At 72.8% G+C, this 14,509-nt stretch carries 12 protein-coding genes; 2 read left to right on the forward strand and 10 right to left on the reverse strand.

Annotated elements, in window-relative coordinates; all coding sequences use genetic code 11:
* Positions 1-3 precede the first annotated feature (3 nt).
* The 7 genes from DB32_RS34695 to dapF form a co-directional block, all read right to left on the reverse strand.
* Complete coding sequence (locus DB32_RS34695; RefSeq protein WP_053236955.1) at positions 4-2,286, reverse strand: FG-GAP-like repeat-containing protein; 2,283 nt, start codon at positions 2,284-2,286, stop codon at positions 4-6.
* Positions 2,286-3,716 carry a LamG domain-containing protein gene (locus DB32_RS34700; RefSeq protein ID WP_157069740.1) on the reverse strand — a complete coding sequence of 477 codons (1,431 nt, stop codon included), beginning with the start codon at positions 3,714-3,716 and terminating at the stop codon, positions 2,286-2,288. The genes DB32_RS34695 and DB32_RS34700 overlap by 1 nt, the downstream gene beginning before the upstream one ends.
* 229 nt (positions 3,717-3,945) lie before the next feature.
* Positions 3,946-4,569 carry a hypothetical protein gene (locus DB32_RS34705; protein ID WP_053236957.1) on the reverse strand — a complete coding sequence of 208 codons (624 nt, stop codon included), beginning with the start codon at positions 4,567-4,569 and terminating at the stop codon, positions 3,946-3,948.
* A gap of 70 nt (positions 4,570-4,639) precedes the next feature.
* Positions 4,640-6,181, reverse strand: a complete 1,542-nt coding sequence (locus tag DB32_RS34710; RefSeq protein ID WP_053236958.1) for a serine/threonine-protein kinase — start codon at positions 6,179-6,181, stop codon at positions 4,640-4,642.
* Positions 6,178-6,606 carry a response regulator gene (locus DB32_RS34715; protein WP_053236959.1) on the reverse strand — a complete coding sequence of 143 codons (429 nt, stop codon included), beginning with the start codon at positions 6,604-6,606 and terminating at the stop codon, positions 6,178-6,180. The genes DB32_RS34710 and DB32_RS34715 overlap by 4 nt, the downstream gene beginning before the upstream one ends.
* Positions 6,603-7,103, reverse strand: coding sequence for a helix-turn-helix domain-containing protein (locus DB32_RS34720; protein ID WP_083458161.1), 501 nt, complete (start codon positions 7,101-7,103; stop codon positions 6,603-6,605). The genes DB32_RS34715 and DB32_RS34720 overlap by 4 nt, the downstream gene beginning before the upstream one ends.
* Positions 7,104-7,405: 302 nt before the next feature.
* A complete protein-coding gene (gene dapF / locus DB32_RS34725) occupies positions 7,406-8,239 on the reverse strand; it encodes a diaminopimelate epimerase (RefSeq protein WP_053236961.1) in 834 nt (277 codons plus the stop codon).
* A 148-nt stretch (positions 8,240-8,387) separates the two neighbouring features.
* Here dapF and DB32_RS34730 point away from each other — a divergent pair, with 148 nt between their 5' ends.
* Complete coding sequence (locus DB32_RS34730; protein ID WP_075097697.1) at positions 8,388-9,809, forward strand: multicopper oxidase family protein; 1,422 nt, start codon at positions 8,388-8,390, stop codon at positions 9,807-9,809.
* 18 nt (positions 9,810-9,827) lie between these two features.
* Here the strand turns inward: DB32_RS34730 and DB32_RS34735 are convergent, their stop codons facing one another.
* Complete coding sequence (locus DB32_RS34735; protein ID WP_053236962.1) at positions 9,828-10,820, reverse strand: FRG domain-containing protein; 993 nt, start codon at positions 10,818-10,820, stop codon at positions 9,828-9,830.
* A gap of 48 nt (positions 10,821-10,868) precedes the next feature.
* Positions 10,869-12,083: a hypothetical protein gene (locus DB32_RS34740; RefSeq protein WP_157069741.1), complete on the reverse strand. Its 1,215-nt coding sequence runs from the start codon at positions 12,081-12,083 to the stop codon at positions 10,869-10,871.
* A 108-nt stretch (positions 12,084-12,191) separates the two neighbouring features.
* Here DB32_RS34740 and DB32_RS34745 point away from each other — a divergent pair, with 108 nt between their 5' ends.
* Positions 12,192-13,820 (forward strand): DUF2254 family protein, encoded by a 1,629-nt coding sequence (locus DB32_RS34745; RefSeq protein ID WP_053236964.1) that lies wholly within the window; start codon positions 12,192-12,194, stop codon positions 13,818-13,820.
* On the opposite strand, the gene DB32_RS34750 is transcribed toward DB32_RS34745, so the two are convergent.
* Positions 13,817-14,473, reverse strand: coding sequence for a C-type lectin domain-containing protein (locus DB32_RS34750; protein WP_083458162.1), 657 nt, complete (start codon positions 14,471-14,473; stop codon positions 13,817-13,819). The two genes, DB32_RS34745 and DB32_RS34750, sit on opposite strands and share 4 nt — an antisense overlap.
* Positions 14,474-14,509: the final 36 nt, after the last annotated feature.

Here is a 14,509-nt window from a genome sequence, read left to right on the forward strand (position 1 = left end):
TTCTCAGACGATTCGTCTACGCAGGAGCCCGATCATGGCGAGAAGCACCAGCGCCGCGATCGGCGCGCGCCCGATCGGCGACGCCGCGCAGCCGAACGTGCCGCGCAGCGCATCGTGGCCCACGCCCACGCGGCGCCCGCCCGCGACGCGGATCGTGACGTCGCTCGGCGTGCTCTCGTCGGACCAGTCGGGCGCGATCCACGTGTGGTCGAAGCCGTGCCCGTTCGAGAGCGAGCAGCGCAATCCGTCGGCGTGGCGTGCGCAGAGATCCGCGCGGCCGTCGCCGTCGACGTCGGCGAGGCGGATCGAGCGGTGGCGCTCGGGCGCGGTCCACCCCGCGGCGTCGCTCAGCGCGGGACCGACGATCGCGCGATCGAAGCCACGACCGCCGAAGAGCCAGCACCGCACGCCTTCGGGCTCGCGCACGCAGACGTCGGCGCGACCGTCGCCGTCGACGTCGCCGAGGCGCAGCGTCGCGTAGACGTCGGCGCGCTCGTACGCCGCGCCGTCCATCGCGGGGCCGAGCACCTCGCGCTCGAAGCCGTGCGTGCCCGCGAGCGCGCAGCGGAAGCCCGAAGGCCCGCGCGCGCAGAGATCGTCGCGGCCGTCGCCGTCGACGTCGGCGAGGCGCAGCGTGCTCCAGCGCGAGAGCAGCGCCCATCCGCCTTCGTCGCTCCAGCGCGGACCGCGCACGCGCTCGCCGAATCGATCGCCCTCGCCGAGCCAGCAGTCGACGCCCGCGGCGTCGCGCGCGCAGACGTCGGCGCGGCCGTCACCGTCGACGTCGCCGAAGCGGATCGATCCGTGGTGGATGACGTCGGCGAACCCCGCCGCGTCGGCGAGCGCGGGCAGCACCACCACGCTCTCGAAGCGGTATCCGTCGCCGCGATGGCACGCGAGGCCGCGCGCGTCGCGCACGCACGCGTCGAGCAGCGCGTCTCCGTCGACGTCGGCGAGCTCGATCGCGGTCGCGCCCGCCACGCTCGGCCCGTCGATGCGATCGACGAACCCGACGCCGCTCGAGCGCCAGCACACGAGCCGATCACCCTCGCGCGCGCACACGTCCGCGCGACCGTCGCCGTCGAGATCGCCCATGCGGATCGCGGACGCGGTCCAGAAGTCGGCATCGCCGAGCGCGGTGCCGGTGAGGCGCACGGTGAAGCCCTGCCCTGCGCCGCTCGCGAGGCACGCGAAGCCGCTCGAGGTGCGCGCGCACGCGTCGGCGCGCCCGTCGCCGCTCGCGTCGCTGTCGCTCGTCGGCGCGTGCAGCGGCCCGCTCCACGCGACCTCCTCGCGCTCGCAGATGCGCTCGTCGTCGTTCGTGCCGTCGCAGTCGTTGTCGAGCGTGTCGCAGCGCTCGGGCACCGGATCGATCGCGCCCTCGCACGCGCTCCAGCTCGCCGCGCGACAGGTCTCGGTGCCCGCGACGCACTCGCCGACGTCGGTGCCGCAGCTGCGCACGAGCGCTTCGTCGGTCGCGCCGTCGCAGTCCTGATCGCGACCGTCGCACTCCTCGCCGCGCGGTCCGACCGAGCCGTGGCACGCGCCCCAGCCGCCGCCCTCGCACGCCTGCCATCCCGCGACGCACTCGCCGACGTCGGTGCCGCAGCCGCGCGAGAGCGCTTCGTCGCTGCGTCCGTCGCAGTCGTCGTCGCGGCCGTTGCACCACTCGCCGCTCGGCACGCATCCGCCGCCCTGGCATCCGGTGCCGGGCAGCCCGCGATAGCCGCCCTGATCGGTCCACAGCGTGTTCGCGCGGCTGCATCCGCCCGCGTAGGGATCGCTCGCGCCGCCGGCGCCCGGCGAGCGATGGCCGAAGTGCAGGTGCGGCCCGGTGCTGCTCCCGCTCGACGCCGAGCCGCCGAGCACCTGACCGCAGCCGACGTGCTGGCCGACGCCGACGCGGATCGAGCCGAGCTGCATGTGGCAGTACGTCGAGCGCGATCCGTCGTCGTGCGCGATCGAGACGTAGTTGCCGCAGCGACCGCCGCACGTGTTGCCGAACGAGCCGTAGTTCGCGCAGCCGTTGAACGTCGCGACCACGCGGCCCGCGGCCGCGGCGAGCACCGGCGTGCCGACCGGCATCGCGTAGTCGTTGCCGGAGTGACCGTTGTAGCAAGTGCCGCCGCACGCCCAGTCGGTGCACCCGCCGCCGCCGTTGTGATCGAAGTACGCGCTGACGCGGTGCCCGCCGTCGAACGGGCGCCGGTAGCGCACGCTCTGCGCGCGCGCGATCGACGACGACGCGATCACGGACGCGATCGCGATCACGAGCGCGCCGCGCATCAGGGCGCCAGCCAGGTGTAGAGCGGGAGCTCGTTCTCGATCGCGCCCGCGACACCGGCGTCGTGGTGGCGACGGATCGTGGGCTCGTCGAGCGCGTGGTCGTACACCGCGACCTCGTCGATGACACCGGCGAACGAGCGCGCGGCCTGCTCGCCCATCGCGACGCGGTGCCCGACGTAGAGCGTGTCGGTCACGTGCAGCACGGGGTCGCCCTCTTCGGCGGGCGCGGGGAGCATCACCTCTCCGACGCGAGCGCCGTCGAGGTAGAGGCGGCCCATCGCGCCGTCGAAGGTCGCGACGACGTGGTGCCACGTCGACGCCGTGATCGCGCCTTCGCCCGACATGATCGGGTGCTGCGCGTCCGCGCCGTCGACGAAGTTGGCGAAGACCTTGTCGCCGCGATCGTGGTTCCACACGTGCGGCCCGAAGCCCATCGCGTCGGACAGATCGAGCAGCGGGCGCGATTCGGTCACGTCGTCGCGGCGGAACCAGCACTCGAGCGAGAGCCCCTCGGCGTCCTCGAGCTCGTCGAGCCCCGCGACGCGCACGAACTGACCCTCGCCGCCGAGCTGGAGCGCGCCGCTCGTGTCGTCCTCGATCGCGCCCTGGCTCGCGCGCATCGCGCCCCCCATTACCTCGCCCGCGTGGCCGTGCCCGCTCGAGTCGGTGAAGCGTGCGCCGCTCTCGGCGAAGCGGAGGTACGCGATCGGCTCGGCCCCCAGCACGAGCTCCGAGTACGGGACCTCGAGCGGCCGCGCGAGCGCGGGACGCGCCGTGCACGTGCCCTCGCAGTGGCGGCTCGCGCACTCGAGGTCGCTCGCGCAGCTCCATCCATCGGCGCGCAGCGGGCGGCACTCGCCCCACACGCCGGGCTGCCAGCGCGCGGGCAGGCTGCAGAACTCGTCGGCCTCGCAGTCGAGCGCGTGCGAGCACGCGTCGTCGCGGCGCGCCTCGCACACGCCGACCGTGCTGCCGTCGGCGCGGAGGTGGAGCCGGCACGCGGCGCGATCGGCGCACGAGAGCGACGAGACGCGCAGCGAGATCGCGTCGAGGCGCGCGGGCGTGCAGTCCGCGCCGAGCGCGCCGGTGCCCGCGAACACGTCGAGGAACGACGCGTAGTCGAACGGCGCCTCCCAGCACGCGTCGCCCTGCGCACGCAGCGACTCGACGAACGCGCCGGCGCGCAGCGGGTCGTACGCGAGGCGCGGATCGTCGACCAGCGGCTGCACGATCTCGTCGCACCGCGCGGCCTGGGTCTCGACGCAGTCGTCGGGCGTCGAGCCGGGGAAACACGCGGTGTCGGAGCCGCAGACGATCGCGGCGATCTCGCCGCAGAGCGCGTCGGCGGCGACCGGTGTGCCGGGGTCTTCGGGCTCGCACGCGGCGAGCGCGAGGGCGGTGAGGAGGAACGCGGCGGTGCGAGCGGACATCGTGCGGTGCGCACAGCAACACACGTGCCCTCGCACCACGCGTCGCGAGGCGCCCGCGTGCGGGCTCGATGCGGCAGCGACGAGCCAAGCTGACGCGCTCGAACGCGCGCGGTGACCAGGCGTTGGTCGCTCGCGGTGGTCGAATCGACTCCGAGACGCGCGCTCGGCAGCCGATTCGACCAACGCCGAGCGCCGCCACCGGTCGGTTCGTCTGTGCGGCTCGGTCCGGTCAGAGCTGGCAGAACGGCGCAGGCTCGCGATCACACGCGATCGCGCCTACCTCGAATACGCCGGCGCTGAACACGACGCCGAACGACGCGGAGCCCGGCGGGATGTCGAGCGCGCCGGTCTGCAGCACCGCGCCGTTCTCGGTGCGCCGGATCTCGTACGGCACGCCGGTCCCGCTCGGAACGGGCTGACACGGCGAGCAGCTGTCGGGACCCCACGGGCCGACCAGCTGCGTCCCGATCTCCATCTCGACCTGCACCGGATTCAACGACGGCGTCGTGTAGATGCAGTGGCAGAGCCGCGCCTGGACCGCGGGCCGGCACGCCGTGCCGTCGCACGCGAGGCCGTCATCGCACGCGCCGCCGAGATCGCAGGGCTGGCCCTCGGCGCCGACCTCGGCGCACGTCCCGCCGACGCACGCGAGGCCCGGCTCGCACCCCTCGTCGGCCGCGCACGGCTCACCGACGCCGACAGGCTCGACGCACTCGTGGAGCACGCACTCCAGACCGGCGTGGCAGTCGGTCACGTTCACGCACGACGAGCCCGGCCCGCCGGTGCCCGCATCGAGGAAGACGAACGGACCGCCGTCGTCGTCGTCGCCGCACGCGACGAGAGTGAGCGCCAACAGGAGCGCGAGCGAGGATGGGGATGGGCGAGTCATGGCGCGCGAGCCTCCACGGAAGTCGTGACCTGGGTCAATCGTGATCTCGCGCTGCCGTCAGCGCGGCGATCGTCAGCGGAATCTGCTCTCGGAGGCACGCGTAGCAGTCGAATCGGCCACGGCGGCCGCATCCCGTGGTCGATTCGGCTGCGAGCCGCTCGACGGCCGGGAGCGCGCGCGGGTCGCCGAGCGTGCGGATCGCTTCGAGGTGCTGGGCGCGCTGCGGGCAGCGGTTCGCGATCGTCAGGCTCGCGACGAGGCGCGCGTACGCGGGCACCGTCGCAGGGTCGGCGTCGAGCAGGGCCTGCGCGGAGCGCTCGCGCTCGCGGTGCTGGCGGCTGTGCAGCATGCGCTCGATCGTCGCGTCGTGCGGGCCGGGCGGCTCGGGCGCGGCAGGGATCGCGACCGCGGGCGCGACGACCGCCGCGGGCGCGTGCGCCGCCGGCGTGGTGCTCGCTGCGGGCGCGTCGCCCGCGAGCAGCGCGTACGCGCCGATCATCATCGCCATCGCGGGCACCGCGCCGACGCCGAGGCCGATCGCGAGCCCGCGCGCGCCGTCACGCGTGCGCATCGCGGCGCGGATGCGATCGCCGAGCGCCGACGCGGTGCGCGCGAGGTCCTCGAGCGGATCGGGCGGCGGCGCAGGGAGCTCGACGCGCGCAGTGGGCTCGCGCGCGAGCGAGCCGTGGATGCGCAGGAGCTCGGTCCGCACGTCGCTCGCGGTCGCAGGGCGTCGGTCGGGCTCGACGCTCAGCAGGTCGCGCAGGAGGCGCTCGAGATCGAACGGCACCGTCGTGTCGAACGGCGCGGGCGCGCCGGGCGGCTCCGACGAGAGCTGCGAGGCGACGATCGCGGTGAGCCCTCCGTCGCGCGCGAAGAGCGGACGCCCCGCGATCATCTCCCAGAGCAGCACGCCGACGACGTAGAGATCGGCGCGCGCGTCGACGACGCGTCCGAGCGCCTGCTCCGGCGCCATGTAGCCCGCGGTGCCGACGATCGTGCCCATCACGGTGAGCGTGCCGGGCGTCGGCTGCGGAGGCGGTGCGCTCGCGGCGAGCAGCGCGGCGACGCCGAGATCGAGCACGTAGACGTGCGAGGTGCCGTCGTCGCGATCCGCGACGAGCACGTTCTCCGGCGTGAGATCGCGATGCACGTAGCCGGCGCGATGGATCGCGGTGAGCGCGTCGGCGATCTGCGCGGCGATCGCGCACGCCTCGCGCCACGGCGTCGGACCCCGGCCGAGGCGCTCGCGCAGGCTGGTCCCGCGCACGAGCTGCGCGACGAGGTACGCGCCGCCCTCGGGCAGCAGGCCGTAGTCGAACCCCGCCGCGATGTGCGGGTGCTCGATCTGCGCGGTCGCCATCGCCTCGCGCGTGAAGCGCGCGGCGATCTCCGCGTCGCCGATGCGCTCGGGCGCGATCGCCTTGAGCGCGACGCGCTTGCCGAGCTTGAGGTGCTCGGCCTCGAACACCACGCCCATGCCGCCCTCGCCCAGACGACGGAGGATCCGGTAGCGGCCGTCGATGACGCGGCCGATCCACGTGTCCTCCGGGTGCGAGGGCAGCGGTGCGCTCATGCGGGCCCGATGCGTCGCAGCGCGCGCGGCGCTTCCTTGCCGCGGAGCGACCACACGCCGCTCGCGCGCACGAGGCGCTTGGCGCGCGCGACCAGCTCCTCGGCGCGATACGGACGACGCACGACGTCGTCGACGTGACGGAGATCGACGCGGCGCACCGCGGAGCCGCTGACCAGCAGGATGCGCGGCGCGCGATGCCCGAGGCGCTCGCGCACCACGCGCGCGAGATCGATCGCGGAGAGCGAAGGACGATCGCCGGCGAGCACGACGAGGAGCGGCGGGCCCGCGAGGATCGCGGCGAGCGCGGACGCGGCGTCGCGCGCGCCGCGCACCGGACGTCCGAGGGGAGCGAGCACGGCCGCGACGCTGCCGAGCGAGCCTTCGTCGGAGTCGACGACGAGCACGTACGAGGGGTCGTCGCTCATCGGCGGCCCTTCACGCGCGCGAGCACGTCTTCCATGCGCACCTTCTCGCGGCGTCCGGTCTTGTTGCGCGACGGCTCTTCGTCGTCGGTCGCGGTCGCGGGCGGCGGGACGTTGCTCGCGGGCCGCGGCATGCGGATGCGGTGCAGCAGATCGAGGTACGTGCCGGGCGTCGCGAGGCCCGGATCGATCGGCGCCGCGCGCAGCCACGCGATCTCCTGCGGCGTGAGGTCGGGTGGCGCGTAGCTGCGCAGGAAGGTCTCGAGCCCTTCCTGGAGCGGCGGGACGACCGGCTCTTCTTCGCCGAGGAGATACGCGAGCGTCACGCCGAGGACCGACGCGAGCCGCGAGAGCGAGGTGGGGCTCGGCTGGGTGCGATCGCGCTCCCAGTGATCGACGTGTTGCCACGACGTGCCGACGGCGCGCGCGAGCTGGTTCTTGTTGAGCCCGGCGAGCTCTCTGGCGCGCTCGATGCGCACGCCCATCGTGGATCCCGGCATGGCGACCAGTCTGGCGATCGTCACGCGCGAGATGCAACGAGCGAATTGCAATTCGATATAAAGCTCGACGCGCGTTCAGGTGCGCCGATCGGAGCTTCCGAGGAGAGCAGGAGGAGAAGGAAGACCACGGAGATCGGCGCTGCCGTGACGCGCGAATTGCGCGTATTTCCTTGGGAGGAAGCGTTGGACCACAGAGGACGCAGAGGGCCGCAGAGAGGTGAATCCTCCGCGGCCCTCCGTGGCTCTCCGTGGTGAATCCTCCCCGCTACGAATTCCGTAGCGGTCGCGTCAGAGCGGCCGGCTCAGAGCGGCAGCGTGAGGCGGCCCGAGAACACGTGGCGCGCCGGGCCGGTCATGCGCACTCGCTCGCCCGCCTCGCCCACGACGATCTCGAGCGGGCCGCCCGGGAGCACGACCTCGATCGGCGCGCCGCGCGATGCACGACCGGTCTCGACCGCCGCGACCGCCGCCGCGCACGCGCCGGTGCCGCACGCCTGCGTCCATCCCGACCCGCGCTCGTACACGTGGAGCTGCATCGCGCCGCGGCCCTTCATCGTCGCGAAGCCGACGTTCACCTTCTCGGGGAAGCGTCGATCGTCCTGCAGCATCGGGCCGAGGCGCAGCCGCGCGGCGTCGGGCGCGTCGAACGTGACGAGGTGCGGGTTGCCCATCGACACTGCGGTCCCGTGGAGCACGACGCCGTCGGCGCGCAGCTCACCGTCGATCAGCGGCGCGTCGAAGCGCGCGGGCACGTCGCGCGGGGCGAGGCTCGGCGCGCGCATCGAGACCTCGACGCGACCCGGCGCCGCGACCTCGAGCACGCGCACCGCGTGCGGGCCCGCGTCGGTGTCGACGTCGAACGTGCGCCCGTCGACCAGGCCACGACGCACGAGGTGCAGCGCGACGCAGCGCAGGCCGTTGCCGCACATCTCCGCGGTGCTGCCGTCTGCGTTGATCACCGACATGAACGGGCGGCCCGCGCTCACGCCGGTGAAGAGCACTCCGTCGGCGCCGATGCCGCGGTGACGATCGCAGATGCGCATCACGTCGTCGGTCGAGAGCATCGACGACGTGCCCTCGACGACGACGAAGTCGTTGCCGAGGCCTTCGTATTTCTCGAAGAGCAGCGGGCGCATGGCGATGCAGGCGTTTCTGCATCTCCGATGCCGCGATGTCGAGGGGTGGACCCGGTCCGGGGCGCGCCGCGGTCGGCCGCGCCGAGGGACTGATCCAGATCACGCGCCCGTGGCGCTCCGGGGGGTCGCGCGTACTCTCTCGCGTCCAATGCGTCGGATCGCCGTTCCGATGGGGCTCGCGCTGCTCGCGCTCTCGTGCGCGCCGCAGGGCGACGACCTCGCACAACCGATGGGCTGGGACGAGGAGGTGCGGCTCGAGACGCCCACCGATCTCGAGCCCGATCCGCGCGTGATCGAGATCGAGCTGGTCGCGCGCGAGACCGAGCTCGCGCTCGTCGGCGCGGGCGCGACGCGGATGTGGTCGTACGGCGGGACCGTGCCCGGGCCGCGCATCGACGCGCGCGTCGGCGATCGATTGATCGTGCACTTCCGCAACGAGCTGCCCGAGCCGACCACGATCCACTGGCACGGCGTGCGGGTGCCGAACGAGATGGACGGCGCGCCCGATCATCCGAGCCCGCCGATCGCGCCGGGCGAGACGTTCGACTACGACTTCGAGCTGCCCGACGAAGGGCTCTTCTGGTTCCATCCGCACCATCGCAGCGCGGCGCAGGTCGCGGCGGGGCTCTACGGGACGATCGTCGTGCGCGCGGACGACGAGCCCGAGATGGACGAGCTCGTGCTGGTGCTGAGCGACGTCGCGATCGACGACGACGACGGACAGCTGCTCGAGCCCGACGTGGGCGGGACGCTCGCGACGCTCTTCGGGCGCGAGGGCAACCACGTGCTCGCGAATGGCCGCGAGCGCCCGACCATCCGCGCGCGCAACGGCGTCCCGCTGCGGCTGCGCATGGTGAACGCGGCGATCAGCCGGTACTTCCAGCTCGCGATCGAGGGGCATCGCTTCACGGTGATCGGCGGTGACGCAGGGCTCTCGCCGCGAGGTCCGCACGAGGTCGCGCGCCCGGTGATCATGCCGGGGCAGCGCGTCGACGCGATCGTCGTGCCGCGAGGTCGCGACGGCGAGACCCTGACGATGCGCTGGGTGCCGTACGATCGCGGGTACGGATCGACCGAGTTCCGCGACGAGGTCGACGTGCTCGCGATCGAGCTCGTGGGCGCGCCCGAGAACGTCGCGATCCCGGAGATCCCGGCGCGTCAGGTCGAGGCGCTCTCGACGGCGGGCGCGACCCGCTTCGACGTGGATCTCACGCAGCGCACGGTCGACGGTCAGCTCGTGATGGGCTTCGACGGAGTGCCGCACTGGGAGGCGACGCCGGTCGCGGCGCACGTGGGCGAGACGCAGGTCTGGACGTTCCGCAACACGATGGACTGGTCGCACCCGATCCACCTGCACGGGTTCTTCTTCCAGGCGCTCGACGCGCACGGGAACGTGGTGCCCGAGTGGATCGACACGATCGACGTGCCCGTCGACGGCGAGGCGAGCTTCGTCGTGCGCTACGACGACCGGCCCGGCATGTGGATGGTGCACTGCCACATCCTCGACCACGCCGACGCGGGGATGATGGGGATGATCGATCTGAGCGACGGCCACGACCACGAGCACTGAGACGGAAATGAGTCGGGCTCATTTTCGTCCGCGGCCGCGCAGCACCCGCTTGCGCGGGTGCGACGTGGGGCGCGATCCGTGCGGCGATCCCGGCTGGTGCATGCCGAGCGGCGCGTCGAGCTCGCTGGGCGAGAGCACCTCGGGCGCGGCCGCGAGATCGCCCAGCGAGCGCACGAAGCCCTCGAGCCCGGGGTACATCGTCGCGAGCGAGATGCCGCTGCGATAGGCGCGCTGCAGCACCGGGAGCGCGAGGCGCTTCGGGAACACGAGCTTGCGGATGTGCTTGCCGACGTCCTCGGGGCGGACGAGCGCGGCGAGGTTCTCCTCGAAGTCGCGCTCGACGTCGCCAGGGCAGAGGAACACGCCCTGCTGCGCGACGAGGCGCTCGTTGAGACGCCAGCAGTTCTGTCGCAGCACGAAGGGCACCGCGGGCCGGCGGTTGTAGACGGTGCCGAACGTGTCGTAGCGGCGCACGTAGAGGTCGTCGCGGTACGCGGCGGCGACGTCCTCCGCGCCCTGGTGACGAAGGTGATCGAGCGCGCGCGCGTCGAGCCACTCCGCGTCGATCGCCCACACCGCGGCGCATCGCTCGCCGAGCGGGCGATCCTCTTCGTCGTCGTGGGGATCGGCCGAGCGCGCCGCGAAGAAGAGCGCCACGTGGAACGAGTACGTCCAATCGACGAGCCGCGTGGGCGCGCCGAAGTGACGGATGAGCGCGAGCCACTCGATCACGTCGTCGTCGCTCGGCAGCGGCGACACGAACAGGTGCGCGTGGCGCTGGAAGCGGCGGTAGATCCCGATCTCGAGCGAGCGACGCGGCCTCTCCCACTGCATCCGGCGCGCGCAGCGCTCGAGCGACGAGCGCACCGGCCAGTCGGCGTCGCGCTGTCCGCGGAACATCCAGCCGCGCGCGCCGCATCGCTCGGCCCAGTTCCAGATCGCGTCCTCGTCGTCGACGAGCTCCATCGCGCGCGACGCGACGTCGGAGAGATCGGCGAGACGAGGAGCCACGTCGACACGAAGTAGGCCCGGGCGCGCTCGGGCCAACACGTGCGCGGATCACTCGACGGGCGTGAGCACCCCGATCGCGCGCGGGAGATCCGCCTGCGCGCCGTCGAGCAGCACCTCGACCGCGATCCGACCGCTCGTGTCGATCGCCGCGGCGCTCACGATCGCGCGCACGCCGGCAGGGCGCGTCGTGACGTGCGCGTCGAGATCGATCGCCTCGCCGGCCGCCCACAGCATCGCGTGCACGACGCCGGGCGCGACGCGCGCGGTGCCGACGACGACGCCGCGCTCGTCGACGTCGTGCGCTTCGGCGTAGCCGCTCTCCGTCGCGCCTTCGGGCGCGCCGAGCACCGCCGGCTCGTCGCTCGCGCGCCAGTAGGCGTAGGCCTCGACACGATTGCCCTCGAAGAGCGCGCGCCCGACGACGTCGCCGCGCTCGTTCGCGCCGAACGCCTCGGTGCCGAGCGCGCCCTCGGGACGCGGCAGCGGCGTGGGCTCGGACGCGAGCGAGTCCCACACGACCGCGAACATGCCGTCGCGCGACGTGAGCGACCCGACGATGCGCCCGCCTGCGATCGCGACCGCCTGACCGACCGGCTCCTCGCGATCGAGCAGCAGGAACTCGACCGGCGTCGCGCTCGCGCTCGCCCACGCGACCGGGCGCGGGCCCACCGGCGGCGGCGGGTCGTCGTGATCCGCGTAGCTGCCCGCGATGATCCCGCTCTCCCCGATCGCGCGCGCCGCGCCGGAGAAGAAGCCTTCGGGCACCTGCAGCGGCACGCGACGCCCGTCGGCCTCCCAGAGGTGCGGCTGGCGATCGTGCTCGCCGACGACGCGCCCGCCGTCGTCGGCGTCATGCGCGTACGCGAGCAGGCCGCGCTCGGTCTCGAGCGGATCGATCGCAGCGTCGTCGACCCCGACCGCGATCGGGATCGAGTCGGGCGACCACGGCTCGGGCCCGGCGTTGCCGACGATCATGCCCTCGTCGTTCATGCCGTACGGGGTCGCGACCGGCATGCCCGACGGGCTCGTGAACACGCGCAGCGTGTAGTCCGGCACCTCCCACGGGCCCGCGTCGGGCGCGCCGGCGTCGTGGTCGGCGTCGTCGCCCGCATCGCGCGCAGCGTCGATGGAGCCTCCATCGGTGGGCGATGGACCCGCGTCGCGCGTCGACGCGTCGGCCTCGTCGCCCGAGGACGAGCCGCAGCCGGCGAGCGCGAGGACGAGCGTGCAGACGAGCACCGGGCGCGAGGACGAGGTGTGCACGTGCTCTGATTGGCCGCGGATCGTCGCGCCCGTCACACGCGCCCTTCTCGCTTCCCAGCGCGGGACGCGCTTGCGATACTGCTCGCCCTTCTCGACGGGAGCAGCGTGGTGGGGAGCGACACGAACGGCGCGCGTCCGGCGCACGAGAGGCCGAACGGTCTGCGCCGCGGCGCGGTGAGCTGGGCGATGCCCTTCGTGGTGCTCACCGCCGCTGCGATCTTCGTGTTCGCGACGTTCTACTACCTCGACCACGTGCTCTTCGGGCACGTCGATCCCGAGGCGCGCAACGCGCTCGATCGCTTCGTCGACTTCGATCCCCACACGATCACCGACGCGATCAGCTCGCTCGCGGGCAACATCGCGACGGTCTTCGGCATCGTCGTCACGGTCGTCTCGATCATCGTGCAGCTCTCCGCCGAGCGGTACACGGGCGTCGCGCGGATGTTCCTCCGCGATCGCGTGAACCTCGCCGTGATGGGCTTCTACGTGATCGTGTGCGTGATGGGCGTGTGGACCGCGTTCACGCTCAAGAGCGAGTTCGTCCCCCGCGGCACGCTGCTCGCGATGATGGGGATGACGACCATCGGCCTCGTCCTGATGGCGCCGTACTTCGGCTACGTGTTCTGGTTCCTCGAGCCGATGAACATCATCCGGCGCATCCGACGCGACGCGATCCGCACCGCGACCGAGGGCTCGGAGTCGGCGGACGCCGAGCTCTCCTCGCGGCTGCAGAGCTCGACGCTGAACGCGATGGAGGAGCTCACCGACATCACGTCGAACTCGATCAGCGGCAAGGACAAGATCATCGCGAGCGGCGCGGTCGACGCGCTGAAGGACTTCACGCTCGCGTACCTGAAGCTGAAGTCGCGCGCGTCGGACGCGTGGTTCGCGCTGGGCTCGGGGCTCAAGCAGAACCCCGACTTCGTCGCGATGGATCCCGAGTCGCTCGGCGACCTCGAGACGCGCCGCACCTGGGTCGAGTGGAAGGTGATGCGCCAGTACCTCGGCATCTACAACGAGGCGCTGGGCTCGATGCGCGACATCAACTACCTCGTCGCGATCGACACGCGGTACATCGGCGAGGCCGCGAGCCAGGCGAAGGACGAGGAGCTCATCCGGCTCGTCCATCGCTTCATGAACAGCTACCTGCGCGCGACGCTCAACGCGCGCGACGTCCGCACCGCGTACAACGTGCTCAACCAGTACCGGAAGCTCGTCGAGGCGCTGCTGCGCGACGGCAACGGCGAGGCCGCGCGCGAGGGCGTGCGGCACATGACGTACTACGGGCACGTCAGCTTCGACATGAAGCTGCCGTTCGTGACCGAGACGGTCGCGTACGACGTGTCGGCGATCTGCCAGATGGCGCACGAGCAGGAAGCGCCGGAGCAGGACGCGATGCTCGAGCAATTCCTCGAGCTCGATCGCCCGCTGCGCTCGCAGGCGCAGGAGTCGGCGCTGCTCGGCGTGCGCAAGGCGCAGGTGAAGCTCGCGGCGTACTACCTGTGGAAGGGCCAGCGCGACAAGGCGCACCTGATCGCCGACGACATGCGGAACGAGCCGCGCGCGCGGCTCGATCAGATCCGCAGCTCGCTCGAGGGCGTCACGACGAAGGACTTCTGGGAGATCATCGATCGCGGAAGGAACTTCGAGTACATGCCGCCCGAGCAGCGCTCGCAGATGTCGACGTTCTTCGGCTGGCTCGAGGAAGAGCGCAAGACGATGGTCGGCGGCGCCTAACGAGCGCACACCGCGCGGGCGCAGAGCGCGGGGCACGTCGCGTCGCTCGGAGAGTCGGCCCAGCCTTCGCCCTCCACGAGAGCGAGCCAGTCCTCGCTCTCTGCGCTCGCGTCGGGGTCGCCCGCGCGCCAGCCGCTGAACACGCCCGACGGCGCGATCCCGTCCGCGACGCCCGTCCAGAAGAGCGTGCCGTCGGCGCGGCGCCACGTGCCCTCCTCGCTCGCGTCGGATCCGTCGATCCACGCGCACGTCTCCGCGGCGTCGGCGAGCGCGTCGAGCGCGGCCTGGTGCGTCGCGTGGTCGGTGATCGGCACCAGCGCACCGCCGTGCTGCGCGCACGCGAGCTCGGCCGCGTCGCGCGCCGACGCCCCGCAGAGCAACGAGAGGTCGACGCCGCTCCGGCGCACGCGCGCGCAGATGCCGTCGCACACCGCGCCCTCGTCTGCCGCGCCGTCGCAGTCGTCGTCGCGATCGTTGCACCACTCGGAGCACGCGACGCACCCGGCGTCGGCCGTGGGTGCGTCGACCGTCGCGTCGTCGCGCGGCGCCGCGTCGGCGACGAACCCGACGCGACCGCAGCCGAGCGCGAGCGCGCCGAGCTGCGCGAGCAAGAGCAGACGGACTGGTACCGACAGCGCGTGCGTGGCGTGCATCGCTCGCGTCCCCCCGAGCCGATCGTATACGCGGAC

It is taken from the genome of Sandaracinus amylolyticus (genome assembly GCF_000737325.1).
Taxonomy (GTDB): Bacteria; Myxococcota_A; Polyangia; order Polyangiales; family Sandaracinaceae; genus Sandaracinus; species Sandaracinus amylolyticus.

Coding starts and splice junctions, on each gene's coding strand:
- DB32_RS34730 (WP_075097697.1), top strand. CDS start 8,388: ATGCGTCGGATCGCCGTTCCGATGGGGCTCGCGCTGCTCGCGCTCTCG.
- dapF (WP_053236961.1), bottom strand. CDS start 8,239: ATGCGCCCGCTGCTCTTCGAGAAATACGAAGGCCTCGGCAACGACTTC.
- DB32_RS34700 (WP_157069740.1), bottom strand. CDS start 3,716: ATGTCCGCTCGCACCGCCGCGTTCCTCCTCACCGCCCTCGCGCTCGCC.
- DB32_RS34715 (WP_053236959.1), bottom strand. CDS start 6,606: ATGAGCGACGACCCCTCGTACGTGCTCGTCGTCGACTCCGACGAAGGC.
- DB32_RS34710 (WP_053236958.1), bottom strand. CDS start 6,181: ATGAGCGCACCGCTGCCCTCGCACCCGGAGGACACGTGGATCGGCCGC.
- DB32_RS34720 (WP_083458161.1), bottom strand. CDS start 7,103: ATGCCGGGATCCACGATGGGCGTGCGCATCGAGCGCGCCAGAGAGCTC.
- DB32_RS34750 (WP_083458162.1), bottom strand. CDS start 14,473: ATGCACGCCACGCACGCGCTGTCGGTACCAGTCCGTCTGCTCTTGCTC.
- DB32_RS34695 (WP_053236955.1), bottom strand. CDS start 2,286: ATGCGCGGCGCGCTCGTGATCGCGATCGCGTCCGTGATCGCGTCGTCG.